Source organism: Paucidesulfovibrio longus DSM 6739 (assembly GCF_000420485.1).
Lineage (GTDB): Bacteria > Desulfobacterota > Desulfovibrionia > Desulfovibrionales > Desulfovibrionaceae > Paucidesulfovibrio > Paucidesulfovibrio longus.
The window spans coordinates 133457-153903 of sequence record NZ_ATVA01000018.1 but is presented as its reverse complement, the minus strand read 5'-3'; the positions used below and the strand labels follow the sequence as shown (position 1 = coordinate 153903).

Here is a 20447-nt window from a genome sequence, read left to right as displayed (position 1 = left end):
CCTTAGTCAGCGGCGTTCGGCGACGCCTCTTCAAACTTGAACACAGCTCCCTCCACCTTGCCTTGCTCGTCGAACACCGGATTGCCGGTCACGGAGAGGCACCTGCGCTCTCCCCCGCTTCCCGTGATCGCGTGGCGATGGTTTTCGATGCGCTCCCCGGTGCGGCGGATCACGCCGAAGGGCAGTTCGTCCGACGCAAGAGGGCTTCCCTCGCAGTCGGTAATCCCGAAGGCGGGGGAGTCGAAGGCGCGGGAACTCAGCTCCTCCTTCGTCGCTCCGAGCAGCCTTTCCGCAGCGGCGTTCACGTAGGAGATGAGCCCGTCCCGGTCCACCATGACCGTAGCCGTGGGGGAACTCTCCATGATCCGGAAGAGCAGGTCCCGCTCGCGGCGCAGGTCGTCCTCGGCGGACTTGATCCGGGAGATGTCCACGAAGGTCATGACCACTCCCCCCGCATTCCTCGCGCCCGAGTCGTACGGCAGCAGCCGGGCCAGGTGCCAGCCGCCTTCGAGGTCGCGCACCTCGCGCTCCACGTCGGTTCCCCGGCTGAGCACGGTCCGAAGGTCTTCCGACAGTTCCGGATATTCCAGATTGTGGGTCAGATCGCCGATGGGTCTGCCCAGATCCGTGTCGATGACCTTGAACGTGCGGCCCGCGGCGCTGGTGAACTTGCGTATCCGCAGATTCCGGTCCAGGAAAATGGTTCCGACCTCGGTGCTGGCCATGAGATTGTCGAGGTCGTCGTTCAGCTCGCTCAGCTCCCGGATCTTCTCCTGATATTCGGAATTGACCGTGATCAACTCCTCGTTGACGGACTGCAATTCCTCGTTGGTGCTCTGCAGCTCCTCGTTCGCTGCCAGCAGTTCCTCGTTGGTGGCTTGCAGCTCCTCGTTGGACGTCTCCAATTCCTCGATCGTGGCCTGAAGATTTTCCCGCGTGTATTGCAGCTCCTGCTCAAGGTCGCGGATGCGGTTCTTCACGCTGGTTTCGATGTCGAAAGCTTCCAGATCGTCCATGTTCGCCACATGGTCCTGGAAGGTCACGGCGAACGCGCCGCTGGCCGGGCCAGTGGCAAACGCGCGCACCACGATGTCCACATGGCGCCGCTCCCCGCCGCGCTCGTAGGCGACGCCGGGGATGCGCACGTCGACCATTTCCTTCATGGCCTTTTGCAACGCGGAGTTGAGCGGGATGGAAAGATCCTCGTCCACGAGCTTGGTCACGTCGAGCTGCGCCCGGCCCGCCCGCAGCTGCATGAACTCGTTGATCTCGCCGAAGATGTGCTGCACGTGGCGGTCGCGGCCCACGAGCAGGGTCGGCGGCATGCAGCGCTCCATGATGCGCATCGTCAGGGCCTCGCCGTCGTCGCGCTGCGGCGCGACCGGACGCACCTCGACCAGATCCGATTCCTCCTTCGCCGTCGAAACCGAGAGGGAGGAACTGGGCGGCGGCAGCTGGGGCCGAACGCCGCTGTCCTCACGGCAACGGTAGATCTTCCAGCGGTTTTCAAAGGAGGAGAACACGCTGCTCATCTCGCCCACGGACTCGCTGGAGCCGAGAAAGAGAAAACCGCCCCCGGCCAGGGAGTAATGGAAATTGGAAAGCACCTTGCGCTGCAACACCGGCTGGAGATAAATCAGCAGGTTGCGGCAGCTGACCAGGTCGATTCGCGGGAAGGGGGGATCCTTGATAAGATTGTGGTAGGCGAAGATGACCTGCTTCCTGATGTGCGGCTTGATCTGGAAGGATTCCCCCTTCTTGGAGAAATAGCGGCCGAGCCTGTCAAGGGAGGCGTCCGCGGCGATGCTGAGCGGATAGATTCCCTGGGCCGCGACGGCAAGGGCCTCCCGGTCGATGTCCGTGGCGAAGACCTTGAGGTCGAACCGCAGGCTGTGGGCGTCAAGGTATTCGTTGACGGCGATGGCCAGGGAGTAGGCCTCCTCGCCCGTGGAGCAGCCCGCCACCCAGAAGCGGAGCGACTCCGGCGGATTCTTGCCGTTGAGCAGTTCCGGGATGACCTTGGAGAGAATGAACTCGTAGGCCTCCGGATCGCGGAAGAATTTCGTCACCCCGATCAGGAACTCCCGCTGGAGAATGCCGATTTCCGAAGGTGTCCGCTCCAGATGTTCGACGTACTCCTCCGGCGTGTTGAATTGCAGAATGCTCATGCGGCGTTCGATGCGCCGAATGATGGTGGTTTCCTTGTAGTAGGAAAAATCCAGGCCCGTCTTGATCTTGACCAGCGCGAGAATCTTGGAGAGCGCTCCGCTGCCCTCGCTCTTCTCCCGCCGGGGAAAGCTCCCCTCCTTGGAAAAAAGCCCCCCGGCGATGCGCAGCAGCTCGCCGGGCATGCGCTCCGGCGGAAGCACGAAATCGACGATGCCCGTGGCCGTGGCGCTGCGGGGCATGCCGTCGAAGGCGGCGCTGTCCTCGTCCTGGACCATGACCAGGCCGCCGTTCTCCTTGATGGCCCGAACCCCGCGCGTGCCGTCGCTGCCCGTTCCCGAAAGGATGATCCCCACGGCGCGCTCTCCGGCGTCCTCCGCCAGGGAGCGCAGGAAGATGTCGATGGGCAGATTGAGATGCGGCTCCTGCGGCGTGAGAAACAGCTTGCCCGCATACATGCTCAGGTTGTTCTTCGGCGGCAGGATGTAGACGTTGCCGGGCGAAACCTGCTCCCCGTCCACGACATGCCGCACGTTCAGGCGCGTTTTCCGGGCCAGCAGCTCCGGCATGAGACTCTTGTAGTCCGGAGAAAGGTGCTGCACGACGACGAATGCGACTGCATCAGCCTCCTGCACGTTCTGGAAAAACTGTTGCAATGCTTCAAGACCGCCCGCGGAGGCCCCTATTCCAACAATGAGGAAATTATTCGATCCCTTTGCGGACATGTCGCCGAATTGATATTCTCCATTCTTTTTCGACACTGCAACTCTCCGCTTCGTTTTGTGACAGGATTTTGCACTTATAAAGAATATAATGCCGTAATTTCGATTTTGTCAAGAAATGCTATGTGAATAATCGGCGTCACAACATTGAACGGCCGTTCAAAATGGCGTTTTGCTCGTCCTCTGCTTCCAAAACAACAAGATCCGGGAGGCGTGAAAACCTCCCGGACCATTGCTTGATGCCGGTGCATCCGTCAGACAGGAACTTTTTCGCAGTCCGGTGCCTCGACGAGCGAGTCCGCGCCGTACTCCTTCTCGAAGCGGCGTTGCTCCTTGGGGCCGCCGATGAGCGCGAGCATGTCGTCCGCCTCCAGGGGCATATGAATGTCGGGGTTCGGCAGCATGAGCCCTGCGCGCAGCACGCCGACCACGGAAACTCCCGTACGGCCGCGAATTCCCAGCCCGGCGATGCTCTTCCCTTCCAGCGGTCCGCCCTGCGCCACCCGCCGCCAGATGATCTCCACCGCGCGCAGCGCCTCCAGCTGGTGCAGCGAGGCTTGCAGCCCGCCGTTGCCGGCCAGTGCCGCGTAGTCGTCGCCCTGCACCGCGTCCGCGAAACGCTGCACCGCTCCCGGAGGCAGCCCCAGGCAGCGCAGCGCCTTGCGCGCGAACTCCAGACCCGTCTCCAGCGTGGGCTGAACGACCTGATTCGCGCCCAGCTCGCGCATCCGCCGCATTTGTTCCATGCCGTCCGCGCGGGCCACGATGCCCAGGTCCGGGGCCAGGGAGCGCGTCAGCTCCACGACCTGCCGGACCACGGAAAAGGCCGGCACCGTGACCATGAGCAGCCTGGCATGACCTGGATGGGCCGCCTCCAGCACGGCGCGCTGGGTGGCGTCCCCATAGATCACGGGCACGCCCCGGGCCTTGAGCGCCTCAAAGGCGCGGTGTTCCGCCTCCATGACCACGTAATGCACGTCGGCCCCAGCCAGCACCCGCGCCAAAAACCCGCCCACGCGGCCGCCGCCGACCACGATGACGTGGTCGCGCAGCCAGTCGCCGGTCACGTTCACGCTCTGCACGGATTCCCGCTGGAAAAAGCGGCGCTGCACGCGGTAGAGCGGCCCGGCCAGCCGGGACGCGGGCGGGGTCAGGATCATGGTCACGATGGCCGTGGAAAGGATCAGGCCGTACTGCTCCGGATTCAGCGCGCCGGCCTCGCGGCCCACCTTGGCCAGCAGAAAGGACAGCTCGCCCACCTGAAACATGGTCAGCCCCACGGCCAGGGGCACGATGTTCACGTAGCCGAAGGCCCTGGCCAGCCCCGCGCAGACAACGCTCTTGCCCGCCATGGTCAGGCCCACGAGCAGCAGGATGCCCTTCCAGTGGTCGACCAGGAACCCGGGATCCAGGAGCATGCCCACCGAGGCGAAGAACAGCAGGCCGAACAGGTCGCGCAGGGGCAGGATGCTGGAGAGGGCGTGGTGGCTGTAGTCGGACTCGCTGATGACCAGCCCGGCCACGAACGCGCCGAAGGCGAAGGACAGCCCGAAAAGATACGTGCCGTAGCCGATGCCCAGGGCCATGGCGCTGGTGGTCACCAGAAAAAGCTCGGAGGAGTTGGTCCGGGCCACCCGCTTCATCAGCCAGGGAATCACCCGCGCGCCCACGAGGATCATCAGCCCCAGGAATGCGGAAGCCTTGAAGACCGCCCAGCCCAGCAGGGCCATGCCGCCCAGCGCGTCCCCGCCCAGCTCGCCGAGAATGGGCAAGATCACCAGCATGGGCACCACGGCGAGATCCTGGACAATGAGCATTCCAATCATGACGCGGCTGGAGAGCGTGCCCATGAGCCCTTGGCTTTCCAGGGTCTTGAGGATGACCATGGTGCTGGAAAGCGAAAGCAGCGCGCCGAGCCAGAGGGACGGCTCCCAGTCCCAGCCGAACCAGATGCCGATGCCCCAGCCGTAGGCCACGATGAGCCCGATCTGTATGGGCGTGCCCACCAGGGCCACGCCGCGCACGGGCCGCAGGTCCGAAAGGGAGAATTCCAGGCCGATGCCGAACAGCAGCAGGGCCACGCCGATCTCCGCAAGCATTTCGATCTCATGCACGGAGGAGACGGTCACGCCGCCCGTGTGCGGACCCAGGAGCACCCCGGCCACGATGTAGCCGAGGATCAGCGGCTGGCCCAGGCGGCGCGCCAGAAGCCCGCAGACCAGGGCGGCCACCACCACGAGAATAATGTCCGATGCGATTCCCACAGTATTTCCCCTGCATGACGCCACGAGCCGCGGCGGAAGGATTGCCTATCGTGCTATGATGACAATTTTTCCGGCGCTCTTCAAACCTTTTCGGCGCAAGCTTGCCAGAATCGGCTCCGCTGCCTATGTTCAAGGGATGAAGCCTCTGCAAGCGCCTTCTCTCGGCCGCGGCGCCCTGACCGCGGATCCCGTGCCGGGGCTGGTCCGCCGCATCGCCGTACCGGCCAGCATCGGTTTTTTCTTCCAGACCATGTACAATGTGGTGGACACCTTCTTCACGGGCACCATCTCCACCGAAGCCCTGGCCGCCCTGTCCATCTCCTTTCCGCTCTATTTCCTGATCTCGGCCTCGGCTTCCGGCCTGGCCACCGGAGCCACGGCCCTGATCGGCCAAGCCCTGGGCAGGGACGACGAGGACCGCGCCCAGGTGCTCGCGGTGCAGAGCCTCAGCCTGGCCCTGATCTGCGGCCTGCTCCTTTGCGTCCTCGGCTGGCTGCTGTCCCGTCCGGCCTTTGCCGTGCTCGGCGCGCAGGGCGAGGAAATGCGCGCGGGCCTGGACTACATGCGGACCATCTTCCTCGGCGCGCCCCTGTTCCTGCTCGTGCAGCTGGCCAACGCCTCGCTGAACGCGGCGGGCAACACCCGCATTCAGAGGAATTTCCTGATCTTCGGATTTTTCCTCAACTGCGGCCTCGACCCCTGGTTCATTCACGGGGGCCTGGGCCTGCCCGCCATGGGCGTGGCCGGAGTGGCCTGGGCCACGGTGCTCATCCAGGGCATAGGGGCCGTCTACATCGGCAGCAGGGCCTACCGGGCAGGGCTGCTGCGCATGACGGGCCTGCGCTGCCTGCTCCCGCGCCCGCGGACCATCGGCGCGATCCTGGGGCAGGGATTGCCCGCCAGCGCCAACTCCGTGACCATCGGACTCGGCGTGTTCGTCATCCTCTACTTCGTGGGCCAGTTCGGAGCCGAAGCCAAGGCCGCCTACGGCGCGGCGGTGCGCGTGGAGCAGCTCGTGCTCGTGCCGACCATCGGCCTCAGCATCGCTGCCCTGACCCTGGCCGCGCAGAACCACGGCGCGGGCAGACTCGACCGGGTGCGCGAATCCATGAACGCCTGCCTGCGCTACGGCGCCTGGCTCATGGCCGCGGGCACCCTGCTGGTCTTTTTTCTCGCTCCGGGGCTGATGTGGATATTCTCCGACGCGCCGCAGGTGCAGAAGGCCGGAGCGGACTACCTGCGCATCGACGCCCTGGTGCTGTACGGCTATGTGGTCATTTTCGTTTCCACGTCCACGCTTCAGGGCATGAAGCATCCCCTGTTCGCCGTGGGGCTCGGCCTGTTCCGGCAGATCGTCGCGCCGGGCCTTCTCTTCTCGCTGCTGATCTTCCGGCTGGAATTCGGACTGACCAGCCTCTGGTGGGGCATTTTCGCCATCGTCTGGATATCCGCCGGGGTGGCCCTGTTCTGGGTGCGGCGGACGCTCGCGCGCGAGGAGCGCGCCGCGGAGAACGAATCCGGGCCGAGCCCGAATTGACGCCGCCATCCGGGCCGGAAGCCCTGCTCCCGCACTTTTGACGCCGAGGCTCTTTGGAGCTATAGCAAGTCGGCCGATCCGCGGATCGGCGTCCCGGTCCCCTCCGCGCGGACCCCCTTTCACCAACGGCTCCCGCATCGTCCGTCCGCTCGCGCTCCCGCGTTGCGGGCGCTTTTCCAACCGTCCAACATTCCACCCGCAAACGAGGCCCCCATGGGGAGACACATCATCGAAGAGGCGTCGCGCTGCCTGCAATGCAAGCGCCCGCTCTGCAGCAAGGGCTGCCCCGTCGGCACTCCCGTCAACGACATGATCAAGACCTTTCTGGAAGGAGACATCCGCCGGGCCGGAGAACTGCTCTTCCAGAACAACCCGCTTTCCGTGGTCTGCTCGCTGATCTGCCCGCACGAGAAATTCTGCGAGGGACACTGCATCCTCGGAAAGAAAAGCGCGCCGGTCCAGGTCAGCGACATCGAGAACTACGTCTCCCGCTACTACCTGGAGCAGTTCCAGCCGCAGCGGCCCGTGCGGGACAGCAACGGCACCCGCATCGCCGTCATCGGCTCCGGGCCTGCCGGGCTGACAGTGGCCTTCATCATGGCCTCGCAAGGGTTCGACGTCACTATCTTCGAATCCGAGGAACACATCGGCGGCGTCCTGCGCTACGGCATTCCCGCCTTTCGGCTGCCCAAGGACATCCTTGAGCGGATTCGGGAGATGCTGCTGAAGCTGGGCGTGAAGATCCGGCCGAACATGACCATCGGCCCGGTCATCGGCCTGGACGACCTCTTCCGCGACGAGTACCGGGCCATCTTCGTGGGCACCGGAGTCTGGAACCCCCGGCCGCTGCGCATCGCCGGGGAAACCCTCGGCCACGTGCACTACGCCATCAACTACCTCAAGAACCCCGACAGCTACTGGATCGGCAAGAAGGTCGCCATCATCGGCGCGGGCAACGTGGCCATGGACGTGGCCCGGACCGCGCTCCGCAAGGGCGCCGACGACGTGACCATCCTCTACCGCCGGGGCGAGGAGCACATGACCGCCACCCGGTACGAATACGACTACGCCAAGCTGGACGGCGTCCGCTTCCGGTTCCAGACCGCGCCGCTGGAAATCGTGGAAGGCGGACTGCATTGCGCCCGGACCCGGCTCGCTATCGACGAGCAGGGCAGGACGCGGGTCGAAACCCTGGAGCAGGAGCGGGAGTTCTTTCCGGCGGATTCCATCTTCATCGCGGCCAGCCAGGCTCCCCGCACCAATCTCACCGGCATGGAGATCGGCAGGACCGGGCTGGTCATCACGGACGAGGAAGGCCGCACCAGCCGCGACGGCGTGTTCGCCTCCGGCGACGTGGTCACCGGGGCCAAGACCGTGGCCGAGGCCGTGAGCCGCTCGAAGCGTTCCGCGCAGGCCATGCTGCAATACCTCGCCCGCCAGGGCTGAGACGCGCCCCGTTGCCCGACCGCCTTTCCCCTCCTGCGTCCTCCCGGCGCGAAGCGTCGGCGCTGTAGCAGAAGCCCCCTGTTTGTGCTATGCGGATCGTGAATATCCCTCGCAGGCGCGCACTACCGGAGGAAGCAATGGGCATGAATGGCGGACACTTTCGGGACAAAGAAACCGAACGGCGAAACCACGGCGGACAGGTGCCGCCGCAGGCCGGAGAATGCACCGGTCCCGACGCCCTGGACATTCTCAACTCCCTTTCCGCGCATGTGGCCCTGCTGGACGAGCAGGGGCGCATTCTCGCCGTGAACCGGGCCTGGAAACGCTTCGCCGCGCTCAATGGCGGCGACCCGGCGCAGCTCGGCGCGGGCGTGGACTACCTGCGCATCTGCAAGGGCGCCCTGGATTCCGAGGAAGACCCCTACGCCTCGGTGGCGCTGGACGGGCTGCGCAAGGTGCTGCGCGGCGAGCTGGAAGAATTCCGGCTGCACTATCCCTGTCACTCTCCCACGCGGGAACGCTGGTTCCTGATGCAGGCCACCCCGATATCCGGCGGGAACGGCGTCGTGGTATCCCATCTGGACGTTTCCGAACGCTACCAGCTCACGCGGATGCTCCTGGACAGCAACACGCGGCTCGAATCCACGCTGCGGGGACATTGCAACGAATTCCTGGAGGCGAGCAAGCTGCTCGACCGGCTCCTGCGCGACCTGAATTCCGGGACTCCCATGGGCGGCGGGCATGGGCATGAAGACCCCCGCCCCGTGCTGGAACGTCTTGCCGCGGCTCTTGCCGCGCTCGCGGACACGGCCGAGGCCACGGAACGCCCCCTTTCCGGGGACTCCGGCGGGAGCGATGACGACGCGCCGAGCCTTCCCAGGCCGAGCGTGCTGCTCGCCGAAGAGGACAGCCTGACCGCGTACGTGCTCCGAACGCTCCTGGAACAAGCCGGGTACCATGTGCAGATCGTCGAGGACGGACCTTCCGCCCTTGCCCTGCTGAAATCGAAAGCGTTCGACATCTTTCTCGTGGACGCGCAGCTGCCCTACCTGAACGGCGAGGAGACCGCGCGCACCGTCCGGGACGCCGCGAAGCCCGGAAGCCGCCGCCTGCCCATCGTCTGCCTTTCCCCGCCGGGCTACGGCTGCCAGGCATTCGAAGGCGAAGATTCCCCCTTCGACGTCTGCGTGGCCGCCCCCCACAAGGAACAGGAGTTGCTGAACGCCCTTGGGAGCCTGCTGCGCAAGGAGATATCTTAATGAAATGACTCTCCTCTCGTCCAAGCGGCAGCAGAGGAAAAGAGGGATGAGCACAGCCTTGCAGCGTTCAGCTCAACAGTCCCAGAAGCGCGTGCACGAAGTCGTTCCGTATGGTGCTCACTGTTGAACCAATCACATTCTTGACGCGCAGTCGTTTTAGAGCGGACTTCCATGCAGCGACAAGTCGCGTATCGTTGTCCTCTGGGACATCCGACGGTTGATCCGCAATAACGATGATATTCTTTGCGCCAATGTTGCCGAATACGCACGAGGGCAGCATGACGACAAAATCACTTTTCCCGACGTCAATGCTGTAGCAGAGGGACAGATGCGTTACAAATTTATCAACGATATCGATTCCGCTCAAAAAAAATACATGCATATCCTTTGATAAATTAGACTGCATTGCAATAGCGCTGACTGCTATGTCACTATAAACGGATGCGTCTCTTACAGCAATCACGATGAGATTTTCGTCAGGATCGATTGCGTTCGACAACTCATCCAATGATTGTATGTGATCCATTTTCGTAAGATACATTTAATTTCCATGTAAATAGTAGAAATTGCATATATTATACAAATCTTGTTCAGCCTCGATCTTAGAAATCTTTTCCGCAGGTCTTTCCGCTCCGAGCAATATAGTCACAATGCGAATCCAGCTTTCGACGTTATTGGAATTGCACCATGTACCTGCTATAGATACAGATTCCATGAGATATCGTCGGAAGTCGGAATAAAAACTTGCAGTTCCATATGGAAGCAGCGGTAAAAATTCCGACAAAGCCTCCTCTTCAGCTGTAAACTTAAACACAGTCCATGCAGCATAGTCTTTGCTGTGACTCTTAATCCAATTCTCCAGCTGCAACCATTTACCGAAGAATCCGTACAATTTGTTGTTATCACGGGTTACGCTATCGACATACTTATTTTTTGAAACAAAATTCATTGAATTCCCATTACATGTGCCGCAGATGACGACTGAATAATGAGCCGTTAACACATAGCCAACGACAGACAGAATGGGACTTAGCAGTATAAACGACAAAGAAAAGAACGGATTACATCTCTGAACTACAAATTTATAATATGAATAATCACTTTTTAGAAGTTCAAAACGCTTTTTCCCGCGTGCGACAATGTCTTCATGTACCTCGTACATGATAAGATAAAATGCAGTTCGTAATCTATAATACTGCTCAACGACATATCTTGACCCGCACATTGCCCAAAGCAACCTAACGGCATATCGCAATCCGTTGAGCGCCAATCCGGAAAGGCATCTCCTGAAAACCAATGAATGGAGTAATTCTTCCCGCAGGACCGGATCGGCAACGCAATCTGGGTCATTCTGCCGAATGCAATCTCGGATCACATCTTCGTCAATACCAAGAACGAAGCAAAACCTTCCCGTGAAGATTGCTCTTATGGTCTTGTACTCTGATGTTTGGGAGCCAAAGTAAAACATCGTGTCACAAGTCATACCGTCAAAAAAAAGAGGAGGCAATATGCCTCCTCTTTTTTCCATTATGAACTGTTGCGGGAAGCTAGGCGTCCCAGACCGGGCCTTGGGGCGTGTCCTTGACCTCGACGCCCAGTGCGGCCAGCTCGTCGCGGATGCGGTCGGACTCCTCGAAGTTCTTGGCTTTCTTGGCTTCCAGGCGCGCGGCCATGAGCGCCTCCACCTTGGCGGGGTCGATGCCCTTGCGCGCGGCGCGGCTGGTCTTGAGTTCGTCCAGGAACGCGGCGGGCTCGCGCTCGAAGACCCCGAAGACCTTGGCCCATTCGGCCACATCGGAACGGATGCGCTGCCAAAGCGCCTTGGCCCCCTCGGACTTGCGCAGGGCCTTGTCGTCCACGATCCGGCCGGAAAGGCGCACGGCATTGAAAAGCTGGCCCATGGCCCCGGCGGTGTTCAGATCGTCTTCCATGCTCCGGGTCCACTCGGACTCGATCTTCTCCAGCTCGGCGGACAGCTCGGCGGGCAGTTCGGTCTTGGACCATTTGGAGCGGGTCAGCTCCTCGTCCATCTGGCGCAGGGCCGCGTAGACGCGCTTGAGTCCCTTTTCCGCCTCTTCCAGGGCGTCGAAGGAAAAGTCCAGCGGGCTGCGGTAATGCATGGTCAGCAGGAAATAGCGCAGGGTTTCCGGGTGGAACTGGGCGAGAATGTCGCGAATGGTGAAGAAGTTGCCCAGGGACTTGGACATTTTCTCGGAATTGATCTGCACGAAGCCGTTGTGCACCCAGTAGCGGGCAAAGGGCTTGCCCGTGGCCGCCTCGGACTGGGCGATCTCGTTCTCATGGTGCGGAAAGGAAAGATCCTGCCCGCCGCCGTGGATGTCCAGGGGCAGGGGCGCGTACTTTTCGCTCATGGCCGAGCATTCCAGGTGCCAGCCCGGACGGCCCGGGCCCCAGGGGCTGTCCCAGGACGGTTCGCCGGGTTTGGCCGCCTTCCAAAGGGCGAAGTCCAGGGGATCCTCCTTCTGCTCGCCCGGAGCGATGCGCGCGCCGGACTCCAGCTCCTCGATCTTGCGGCCGGAAAGCTTGCCGTAGCCTTCGAAGGAACGCACCCGGAAGTAGACGTCCCCATTCAGCGCGGCGTAGGCGTGTCCCTTTTCGATGAGCCGGCCGGTCAGGTCGATCATCTCGGCGATGTGCTCGGTGCACTTGGGCTCCACGTCGGCCCGCAGCACGTTGAGGCGGTCCATGTCCACATAGAACTCGTCGATGAACTTGGCGGCCAGGGCGGCGGGATCCATGTCCGTTTCCGCGGCGCGCTTGATGATCTTGTCGTCGATGTCCGTAAAATTGCGGATGAAGGTCACGTCGTAGCCCTTGTGGCGCAGGTAGCGCACGAGCACGTCGAAGACCACGCTGGAACGGGCGTGGCCGATATGGCAGAGGTCGTAGGCCGTGATGCCGCAGACGTACATGTTCACCGCATTGCCGTTTTGCGGGGTGAACTCCTCCTTGCCGCCGGACATGGTATTGTACAGGCGCATTAAAACACTCCAATCCTAACTATTTGGTTTATATCAAACTCGTTCTATTCTGCTTCGACCTTGACGCCCAGGGCGCGGACCACCTTGGCCGCATCGTCAAGCCCCAGGAGTTGCAGCACGGCCACGGGTTCGGCAGGGGACGCGCTCACGCTGATGGATTTGCGGTTGTCCACGAAACGGCGAAGCTGTTCCAGCACCTGGACGGCGAAGTCCTGCCCCTTGGCCCGGTTGCGTTCGATCTCCCCGTCGATGCCCGCGTAGAACTGCTCCATGAGCTGCTCCTCGCTGAGGCCCTGCTCCTGGGCGGCGGCCTTGATGGCCCGGCCCAGCAGGGAGTCGTCCTCGTAGCGAAGCTTCGCGCCTTCGATGCCCACGAGCATGGAGCTGGCGCCGCCCGCCACGAGATCCTTCATGTTCACGTTGGCCAGCCGAAGAGAGAGGCTGAGCCGGCCCGCATCGGCCACGGCCAGGGAAAAGTCCCGAAGCTCGAAGCTCTTTTCCTTTTCGTGGTATTCATAATCCATGGCGTAGTCGCAGTGAAATTCGTCGTAGCCCATGGCTTTCATGTCCGCTGCGGAGCCTGCGAAATATTCGGGGGTCACGGGCAGGGTCACGCCCTCGAAGCGGACCTTGAGCGCGCTCGGCAGGCCGTCCTTCTCCTCATACCGGGAGAGGGTGAACTTGCGGACGTCGATGTCCTTGCCGCCGAGCACGGCGATGGTCAGATCGTGGATCACGGCCTCATGGCTGAAGAGATCGACCTCGACCTCGCCGTATTGGGCGTGGGCGACGTCGTCCATGCCCGCGAAGAATTCCTTGACCTTCTGCTCGGCCACGTTCTCGGCCATGAACTTGGCCCCGAAGTAGCCCGCCACCAGCAGCACCGCTCCGATGCCGAAAAGCACCAATACGTTTCTCGCTTTCGCCATTCCCTGCTCCCTAGGCTTTCCAGGTCCGCAGCGCGCTGACGCAGGCCACGGCCTTGATCCCTTTTTTTGCTCCGGTGAATCCGAGCTTCTCCTCGGTGGTGGCCTTGACGTTCACGCGTCCGGGCTCCAGTTCCAGCAGCCGCTCGATGTTGGCGCGAATGCGCTCCTTGTGCGGTCCGAGCCGGGGCACCTGCGCGATGATGGTCAGGTCCGCGGAAACGATGCGCACGCCCCGCTCCCGCGCCAGGCACTGGGCCTCCTTGACGAAGATCGCGCTGCTCCGGCCTTCGTGGGCCGCGTCCGTATCCGGAAAATGGTCGCCGATGTCCCCGCCCGCGCAGCAGCCGAGGATGGCGTCGGTGAGCGCGTGCAGCAGCACGTCGCCGTCCGAGTGGGCCAGCACTTCCGGCGCGTTCGGAATGGGTTCGCCGCCCAGGACCATGGGCCGCGCGGGAGATTCGTTCTCGTGCAGGCGGTAGCGGTGCACGTCGTAGCCCCAGCCCGTTACCGGCTCTTCGGTCCGCTGCGGCCGCAGCCGCTCCAGGTCGCCGGGCGTGGTGATCTTCACATTGCCCTCCTCGCCGTCCACGACGATCACGGGACTTGCCAGCCCCTCGGCGGCCAGCCGTTCGATCATGGAGGCGTCGTCCGTTACTTCCCAGCCCTCGGCCTCGGCGCGCTCGTGGGCCAGGCAGAGCAGGGCGCGCGCAAATCCCTGCGGGGTCTGCACGGCGCGCAGCTCGGAGCGCCGCAGGGTTTCCCGCACGCCTCCGGCCTCGTCCACCAGCTTGATGGTATCCGTCACGGCCAGGCCCGGCACCACGCCCCCGGCCCCGGCATCCAGCGCGTCGAGCACCCGGCGGATCAAGGCCGCCGTGGCAAAGGGCCGGGCGGTGTCATGCACGAGCACGGTCCCGCATTCACGCGGAAGCGCGCCAAGCCCGAGGCGCACGGAATCCTGCCGCCGCTCCCCGCCGGGAACGGCCCGCCAGGGCAGTCCCAGGGGCTGGCGCTGAAAGAGTTCCGCAAGCTCCTGCTCGCGGGCGGCCAGCTCCGCAGGAGGAAAAACGAATACCAGCCCGCGCACGCGCGGCGCAGCGGCCAGGGTCCGGGCCGAGCGCCAATACAGCGGCGCGCCGTCCAGGGAGAGGAACTGCTTGCGCTCCCCGCCCGTGGCGGAGGCCAGCCGCGTTCCGCTTCCGGCGGCCAGGAGAATGGCCCAGGTTTCGGCGCTCGTGCTCACGCTTCTTCCGTTTTTTTTGTGCGGGCCCGCCCCGGCGCTGCCGGAACGGGCCCTTTCGATTCGACAAATGGAGCCGGACGATAAGCCGGGTTTTGTCTCCCCTTTCGGGGCGGTCGTCATTCATCTAGGACGCGCGTTACCGCGAATCTCAAGCAACCTACCCGGGAGCCGCATGGCCGGGCCGGCCAGCTCCCCTATTTGGTCTTGCTCCGGACGGGGTTTACCTAGCCGACTGCGTCGCCGCAGCCGCTGGTGGGCTCTTGCCCCACCGTTTCACCCTTACCGGCCGGGTTGCCCCGGCAGGCGGTCTGTTTTCTGTGGCACTTTCCCGGGATCGCTCCCGCTGGGCGTTACCCAGCGCCCTGCCCTACGGAGCCCGGACTTTCCTCCACGGCTTGCGCCGCAGCGACGACCTGTCCGACTCCAAAATGCAGTCTATCAGAATCCGAAGCGGCGCAAAAGCCGCCCCGGCATGGAAACCCCGCGCTGGTTCTAGTCCTCGGCGGACGGAACCGGAGTGTGCTCCACCCAGTAGATCAGGCGCTGGCAGTTCGGGCAGGAGAGGATCTGCTTGCCCTTCTGCAGCTCGTTGTAGATCTGCGGAGGAATCATGATGTTGCAGCCGCTGCAGATGCCCTCGGTAACCGGGACGATGACCGGGTTGCGCAGACGCGAGCGGATGAACTCGTAGCGGCCCAGGATGGGCGCGGGAACGACCTTGCCCGCCTTCTTGCGCTTCTTGTCCAGGGCGTCCAGCCGCTTCTGGGCCTGCTGCACGCGCTCGTCCAGGGTGGCCTTCTTGGCGTCGAAGTCGACGCGGACCGTGCCCACTTCCTCGTCCAGCTCCACCTTGGCTTCCTTCTGCCGGGCCAGTTCCTCGACCACGGCCACGCGCTCTTCCTCGCGCATCCGGTTCAGCTTTTCCAGGCTGTCCATCTCGCGCATCATGGCGTGGTATTCTTTGGTATTGCTGGCCATCATGAGCTTGTTCTTGCTCTTCTTGACCTTGCCGGCGTCCTCTTCGATCTCGTCGTCGAGACGCTTTTGCTGCTGCTTCAGCAGGTCCAGCTTCTCGTCGATCTGCGCGGTACGCTCGTCGTAGGACTGGAGCAGGTTCTCCAGCTCGGCAAGCTCGCGGGGAGCCCCTTCCAGTTCCTCGCGCAGACCGATGATCTCGTCGTCAACGCTCTGCAACACCACCAGTTGTTCGATTTGCTTCTGATACATGCGTCCTCACCTTTTCTCTATTCGCGATCCGGCCTTGGGCCGGGTGTCACCCGTTCATGCGGACCGCGAAGGGATCGCGGCCCGGAAAAAATCGCACCTCCACGCCGGGAAGCTCCGCTTCCAGCTCGATGGCAAAACGGCGCATCATCTCCTCTTCCAGGGAAAAATGTCCCACGTCCAGCACATGCAGGCCCGCGCCCACCGCGTCCAGGGCCTGGTGATACTTCACGTCGCCCGTGATGAAGACGTCCGCCCGCGCGGCCAGGGCGGCGTCCAGGGCCGAAGCCCCGGAACCGGGCAGGTAGGCCACGCGCGCGACCGTTTCGGGCCGGGGTCCGGTCTGCGTCCAGAACCCTCTGCCCAGCAGCCCGGCGAGCCGCTCCGCGAACGCGTCGTACGGCAGCGGCTCCGGCAGCTCGCCGACCTCGCCGAAGCCCACTTCCTCGGAAGGCGAGCGCATCTGGGTCAGGAAATATTGGGTATGGCCGCAGCCGAGGGCGGCCAGCACCTCGTCCAGAACGGCCCGCAGCGGCGGCCAGGCCGCGTCATGGCAGAGGATGCGCACTTCGCCCGTGGCGTCCTGGCCGATGCCGAACACGCCGTCCACCTCGGCCAGGGCGTCGGCCAGCTCTTCGCCGAGATCCTGCTCAAGGAAGAACGACACGGAAAGCGCGCCGAAGCTGCGGCTCGGCTCCAGGGACCGCCGTTCCTCCAGGCCCAGCTCGTCGCCCAGCCAGCAGGCCGGGCCGCCCGGACGCGAATCCAGGGAGGTATGCGCGGAGTAGAGCCAGGCCCCGGCGGGCAGCAGCAGCCGCAGCGCCTCGAGGTATGGCCCCTCGGCAACGGGCGCCGCAGGCTTGAGAAAAAGGGGATGGTGGGAGGCCACGAGATCCGCGCCCCAGTCCAGGGCCTCGGCGAGCCGCTCCGGCAAGGGGTCGAGACACACGGCCACGCGCGCGGCGTCCTGCCGCGTTCCGCGCACCTGAAGTCCGGAATTGTCCCAGGATGCGGCGTAGCGCTCCGGGGCAAGCCCCTGCAAAACGGATATTACTTCTTTAATTTTCATACGTTAGGGCACATTCCCGAAAAAAAGATGCTCCCCTAGGGTTTCCCCTGGGGGAGCTTCCATGCCTCTCGGATGTCGGCGAGGAAAGCGGTTTCTTGGAAACCTCGGCCTTCGGCAATACTTCCTTCCTCGGCCCCGAATGCGTTCGGGGTGTGTTGGTAGGCCAGCCAGGATTCGAACCTGGGACCGACCGGTTATGAGCCGGTGGCTCTGCCAACTGAGCTACTGGCCCAAATTCGTCATGAGCCGATTTCGATACCCCGTATCGAACCGGCTGTCAAGATCACCTGCGCAAGCGTTGGCCTCCGGGGCTTCGCGAAATCGGCACCGCCGGGAAGAGTCCCGGCGCGTCCCAGGGAGCGGGCCGGGCGAATCCTGCCGCCGAAGCCGAAAGGCGTGTCCGTTCCGGCTCCGCTACAGTTTCCGAATCCGCTCCACCAGCCCGGTGGTGGAGTAGCCGGGCAGCAGCGGCAGGCTGACCACCTCGCCCCCGTCGGCCTGGACGATCTCCCGGCCCACGATCTTTTCCACGGGCCAGTCGCCGCCCTTGACCAGCACCTGCGGCCGCACGGCCCGGACCAGCTCCAGGGGCGTGTCCTCGTCGAAAATCACGATGAAATCCACGCAGGCGAGCCCGGCGAGCACAAAGGCGCGCTCGGCCTCGCTGTTCAGGGGGCGCTCCGGCCCCTTGCCCAGCCGCCGCACCGAGGCGTCCGAGTTCAGGCCCAGCATCAGCCCGTGGCCCAGGGCGCGCGCCCGCTGGAGCAGGTCCACGTGGCCGGGGTGCAGGATGTCGAAGCAGCCGTTGGTGAAGACCAGCCGATAGCTTTCCGGCAAGCCGCGCCGCACCTCCCGGAACGACTCCGGCGTATGCAGCTTGGGGTTCGCGGGCATGTCTGCCCTGCGCGCGTCGGCGGTCATTTCTTTTCCAGTCCTTCGCTTTCGCCGAGCAGGACCAGCTCCAGCCAGTCCACGCCGAAGGCCAGGGCGGCCTCTTCGTCTTCCAGCACGGCTTTCTGCCGGGCCTCGTCCGCGTTCACGCGGGCGAAGAGCTTCATGTCGCGCACGAAACGCTGAAAATCGTCCGGCTGGAACAGGGCCAGAAAGGCCATGTTCACCTGGCGCTCGTCCAGGGGCCTGCCCGTCTTCTTCCAGCGGTTCATCAGCCGCATGTAGCGGTCGTTGGCCGTGTTGTAGGCCTCCAGTCCCTGGTCCTTCAGCCATTCGCCCGAAGTCCAGTTCCCCTCCTGCAAAAAGCCGTTGCAGTGGGGCTCGCGCACGATGAAGAAATATTCCTTCATCTCGCCATCGTCGTCGATCATGGACGCCCGCCCCAGGGGATACGTGCGGCAGGCGCCGGGCCTGTCGCCGTAGACCGAGCAGCCTTCCGGCCGCACAAAGGGGCAGCTCCGGCGCGCGTCGTCGAGCATGCGCATCTGCACCAGGGGAAAGCCCAGGTCGCGGCCCGCCGAGACCATGCAGTGCCGCTGCACGAAATCGCGGCTCGAAAGCCCCAGAAAACGGCGCAGCCGCAAGGCGTCGTAGGGAGTCAGCATCAGGTTCAGGTCGCTGCAGCAGGCGTTGAAGCAGTCCACGCCGGGATGGCAGCGGAACTGGAACGTCTCGCCCGGAGCGAGCTGGGGCATGTCGTTGAGAAATTCGGGGGTCTGATCGGTCATGAACTGGTCCTTTGGTGCGTTGCAGCGTTCCCGCCGATTTCGCCGGACGCGGTCGGCGGCGGCGCTGACTTTCCAGACCAGAGAATCGGAAAAAGATCAAGTTTGGGCAGGCGGGAGCGGGTCGAGCGGAAAACAGCGGGCAGGGCAACAGCGCGGGAAGCACGCAGGCTGCGCGGCAATCCTTCAACGCAACACATCGCGGGAACCGTATCCGGGTCTAGGGAATGTCCAGGCCGAGCTGCTTGTACTCGTTGATCTTGTTGCGCAGGGTGCGCACGGAGATGCCGAGCAGGTCCGCGGCCTGGGTGCGGTTGCCGCCCGTCTCGTTCAGGGACTTGAGCACGAGCCGCTTCTCCATCTCGTGCAGCGGCATCACGGACATGGCCTCGTCCGGGGTTTCCGGCGGGGTGTTGTCGGTTTCCGCGGAGGCGCCTTCCAGGTCGTCGGGCTGCCAGGCGTCCGGGTCGATGAGGAAATGCGAGGTGGCGATGGGTCCGGACCCGGCCAGGAGCACGGCGCGTTCCATGAGGTTTTGCAGCTCGCGGACGTTGCCCGGCCAGTCGTATTCGAGCAGCCATTTCCCGGCTTCGTCGGAAAAATGCAGCCTCCCCAGGCCGTAGGCCGCGCAATACTTGGCCACGAAGAACTCGGCCAGGAGCAGGGTGTCGTCGCCGCGCTCCTTGAGCGCCGGGAGCTTCAGCGGAATCACGTTCAGGCGGTAGAAGAGGTCCTGGCGAAACTTGCCCTCGCGCACGCTCTGTTCGATGTCGCGGTTGGTGGTGGCCAGCACGCGCACGTCCACGCTCACGGTTTCCACCCCGCCCACGCGGTCGATCTCTCCTTCCTGGAGCACGCGCAAGAGCTTTGCCTGAAGCCCCATGTCCATTTCCGTGATCTCGTCCAGGAGCAGGGTGCCGCCGGAGGCCAGCTCGAACTTGCCGAGCTTGCGGTTGATCGCGCCGGTGAACGCGCCCTTTTCGTGCCCGAAGAGCTCGGATTCGAGCAGATGTTCGGGCAGGGCCGCGCAGTTCACGGCCACGAAGGGCCTGTCCGCGCGGTCGGAATGGTGGTGCAGGAAGCGGGCGAACATTTCCTTGCCCGTGCCGGACTCGCCGGAGATGAGCACCGTGGCCTTGGAGCGGGCCACCTGCTTTGCCAGGGCCAGCACGCGCAGCACGGCCGGGTGCTTGCCGATGATCTGGAAGCTCTTGGACCCTCCGGGCGAAGGCGCGGCGGCCTCGCGGCGGGGGGCGTCCCTGCGGGCGGTCTCGACGGGTTCCTGTTCGGGCCGGGGGTCGTGGTTGCGGGGCAGCACGGCCTTGATCTTCTCGTAGAGGAGCGGTTCGAGCCAGAAATCGCGCGCGCCGAGCTCCATGAAGCGCTGGGCCTCGTCCGCCGTGCCCCCTTTGGAAAAAATGACGATGGGCGGAAAATCGGGGTCGGCCTGGGCCTCGGCCAGCAGCTTTTCCGCCGTGAAGCCCTGGAGGCTCGGACGGCAGAAAACCGCCACGGGCGTGGACTTGCGGATGAAGTGCAGCGCGCCGTTGAGGTTGTCGGCCAGCCCGGCCTGAAGCCCGGCCTCCTTGAGTGTGGGGAAGATGCCTGTAACGGCCTGCGGTTCCGCCACGAACAGAATCGTCTTTGAGGACATGCCCCTCTCTTATCCGCAACCGGGAATCATTTCAATATCAATACATGCGTTCGCTTGCTCGCGGGCAATGCTTCTGCTACCTAGAAATCCGTCCGAGTCTCCGGCGTCCGAGTCTCCGGCGTCCGGGCCTCGCGCCGGGCCGCTCCGGCCGGAGCACGCCCCTGCGCCGTCTTTCAAGGGCCGCTGGTTTTCCCGGGCTCTTCCCTCGCCGTTGCGGGCTGCACGCCGTCTGGCGGCCTCCGGAGGCGTTTCGGGA

15 protein-coding genes, 1 tRNA gene and 1 other RNA gene are annotated in these 20447 nt (G+C 63.8%); 3 read left to right on the top strand and 14 right to left on the bottom strand.

Features of this window, described 5'->3' with window-relative positions; genetic code table 11:
• Positions 1-2: 2 nt before the first annotated feature.
• Positions 3-2891 carry a chemotaxis protein CheB gene (locus tag G452_RS20070; RefSeq protein WP_235619631.1) on the bottom strand — a complete coding sequence of 963 codons (2889 nt, stop codon included), beginning with the start codon at positions 2889-2891 and terminating at the stop codon, positions 3-5.
• Positions 2892-3142: 251 nt separating this feature from the next.
• Complete coding sequence (locus G452_RS0116310; RefSeq protein ID WP_022663339.1) at positions 3143-5152, bottom strand: cation:proton antiporter domain-containing protein; 2010 nt, start codon at positions 5150-5152, stop codon at positions 3143-3145.
• 136 nt (positions 5153-5288) lie between these two features.
• Here G452_RS0116310 and G452_RS0116305 point away from each other — a divergent pair, with 136 nt between their 5' ends.
• The 3 genes from G452_RS0116305 (at position 5289) to G452_RS20870 (ending at position 9394) form a co-directional block, all read left to right on the top strand.
• Positions 5289-6689 (top strand): MATE family efflux transporter, encoded by a 1401-nt coding sequence (locus G452_RS0116305; RefSeq protein ID WP_051142090.1) that lies wholly within the window; start codon positions 5289-5291, stop codon positions 6687-6689.
• Positions 6690-6902: 213 nt separating this feature from the next.
• The gene (locus G452_RS0116300) at positions 6903-8135 is read left to right on the top strand and encodes an NAD(P)-dependent oxidoreductase (RefSeq protein ID WP_022663337.1); all 1233 of its coding nucleotides are present in this window, start codon (positions 6903-6905) and stop codon (positions 8133-8135) included.
• 143 nt (positions 8136-8278) lie between these two features.
• Positions 8279-9394: a response regulator gene (locus tag G452_RS20870; protein ID WP_162141317.1), complete on the top strand. Its 1116-nt coding sequence runs from the start codon at positions 8279-8281 to the stop codon at positions 9392-9394.
• A 67-nt stretch (positions 9395-9461) separates the two neighbouring features.
• On the opposite strand, the gene G452_RS0116290 is transcribed toward G452_RS20870, so the two are convergent.
• The 12 genes from G452_RS0116290 to G452_RS0116245 all read right to left on the bottom strand — a co-directional run bounded on the left by G452_RS0116290 (position 9462) and on the right by G452_RS0116245 (position 20191).
• Positions 9462-9935, bottom strand: a complete 474-nt coding sequence (locus G452_RS0116290; protein WP_022663335.1) for a hypothetical protein — start codon at positions 9933-9935, stop codon at positions 9462-9464.
• A complete protein-coding gene (locus G452_RS21605; protein ID WP_155887792.1) occupies positions 9936-10922 on the bottom strand; it encodes a hypothetical protein in 987 nt (328 codons plus the stop codon).
• A gap of 19 nt (positions 10923-10941) precedes the next feature.
• Positions 10942-12396: a cysteine--tRNA ligase gene (cysS, locus tag G452_RS0116285; protein WP_022663334.1), complete on the bottom strand. Its 1455-nt coding sequence runs from the start codon at positions 12394-12396 to the stop codon at positions 10942-10944.
• Positions 12397-12440: 44 nt separating this feature from the next.
• A complete protein-coding gene (locus G452_RS0116280; protein WP_022663333.1) occupies positions 12441-13325 on the bottom strand; it encodes a hypothetical protein in 885 nt (294 codons plus the stop codon).
• A 10-nt stretch (positions 13326-13335) separates the two neighbouring features.
• Positions 13336-14568, bottom strand: a complete 1233-nt coding sequence (gene ispD / locus G452_RS0116275; RefSeq protein ID WP_022663332.1) for a 2-C-methyl-D-erythritol 4-phosphate cytidylyltransferase — start codon at positions 14566-14568, stop codon at positions 13336-13338.
• 65 nt (positions 14569-14633) lie between these two features.
• Positions 14634-14993, bottom strand: an RNA gene (gene rnpB / locus G452_RS20905) — RNase P RNA component class A.
• A 67-nt stretch (positions 14994-15060) separates the two neighbouring features.
• A complete protein-coding gene (locus G452_RS0116270) occupies positions 15061-15795 on the bottom strand; it encodes a zinc ribbon domain-containing protein (protein WP_022663331.1) in 735 nt (244 codons plus the stop codon).
• Between the two features lie 46 nt (positions 15796-15841).
• On the bottom strand, positions 15842-16861 hold the full coding sequence (locus G452_RS0116265) for a Nif3-like dinuclear metal center hexameric protein (protein ID WP_022663330.1): 1020 nt from the start codon (positions 16859-16861) through the stop codon (positions 15842-15844).
• Positions 16862-17017: 156 nt separating this feature from the next.
• Positions 17018-17093 (bottom strand) — tRNA-Ile (locus G452_RS0116260).
• A gap of 182 nt (positions 17094-17275) precedes the next feature.
• Positions 17276-17782 (bottom strand): D-glycero-beta-D-manno-heptose 1-phosphate adenylyltransferase, encoded by a 507-nt coding sequence (gene rfaE2 / locus G452_RS0116255; RefSeq protein ID WP_022663329.1) that lies wholly within the window; start codon positions 17780-17782, stop codon positions 17276-17278.
• Entirely contained in the window at positions 17779-18540 is a 762-nt protein-coding gene (locus tag G452_RS0116250; protein WP_022663328.1) for a YkgJ family cysteine cluster protein, read from the bottom strand. Before G452_RS0116250 ends, rfaE2 begins: the two co-directional genes overlap by 4 nt.
• Before the next feature lie 217 nt (positions 18541-18757).
• Positions 18758-20191: a sigma-54-dependent transcriptional regulator gene (locus tag G452_RS0116245; protein ID WP_022663327.1), complete on the bottom strand. Its 1434-nt coding sequence runs from the start codon at positions 20189-20191 to the stop codon at positions 18758-18760.
• Positions 20192-20447: the final 256 nt, after the last annotated feature.

Excerpts from the sequence above, each read along its gene's own strand:
- G452_RS0116245 (WP_022663327.1), bottom strand. The coding sequence starts at position 20,191 with ATGTCCTCAAAGACGATTCTGTTCGTGGCGGAACCGCAGGCCGTTACA.
- G452_RS0116290 (WP_022663335.1), bottom strand. The coding sequence starts at position 9,935 with ATGTATCTTACGAAAATGGATCACATACAATCATTGGATGAGTTGTCG.
- rfaE2 (WP_022663329.1), bottom strand. The coding sequence starts at position 17,782 with ATGACCGCCGACGCGCGCAGGGCAGACATGCCCGCGAACCCCAAGCTG.
- G452_RS0116280 (WP_022663333.1), bottom strand. The coding sequence starts at position 13,325 with ATGGCGAAAGCGAGAAACGTATTGGTGCTTTTCGGCATCGGAGCGGTG.
- G452_RS0116305 (WP_051142090.1), top strand. The coding sequence starts at position 5,289 with ATGAAGCCTCTGCAAGCGCCTTCTCTCGGCCGCGGCGCCCTGACCGCG.
- G452_RS0116265 (WP_022663330.1), bottom strand. The coding sequence starts at position 16,861 with ATGAAAATTAAAGAAGTAATATCCGTTTTGCAGGGGCTTGCCCCGGAG.
- G452_RS20070 (WP_235619631.1), bottom strand. The coding sequence starts at position 2,891 with ATGTCCGCAAAGGGATCGAATAATTTCCTCATTGTTGGAATAGGGGCC.
- G452_RS0116300 (WP_022663337.1), top strand. The coding sequence starts at position 6,903 with ATGGGGAGACACATCATCGAAGAGGCGTCGCGCTGCCTGCAATGCAAG.
- cysS (WP_022663334.1), bottom strand. The coding sequence starts at position 12,396 with ATGCGCCTGTACAATACCATGTCCGGCGGCAAGGAGGAGTTCACCCCG.
- G452_RS21605 (WP_155887792.1), bottom strand. The coding sequence starts at position 10,922 with ATGGAAAAAAGAGGAGGCATATTGCCTCCTCTTTTTTTTGACGGTATG.
- G452_RS0116250 (WP_022663328.1), bottom strand. The coding sequence starts at position 18,540 with ATGACCGATCAGACCCCCGAATTTCTCAACGACATGCCCCAGCTCGCT.
- G452_RS0116270 (WP_022663331.1), bottom strand. The coding sequence starts at position 15,795 with ATGTATCAGAAGCAAATCGAACAACTGGTGGTGTTGCAGAGCGTTGAC.
- G452_RS20870 (WP_162141317.1), top strand. The coding sequence starts at position 8,279 with ATGAATGGCGGACACTTTCGGGACAAAGAAACCGAACGGCGAAACCAC.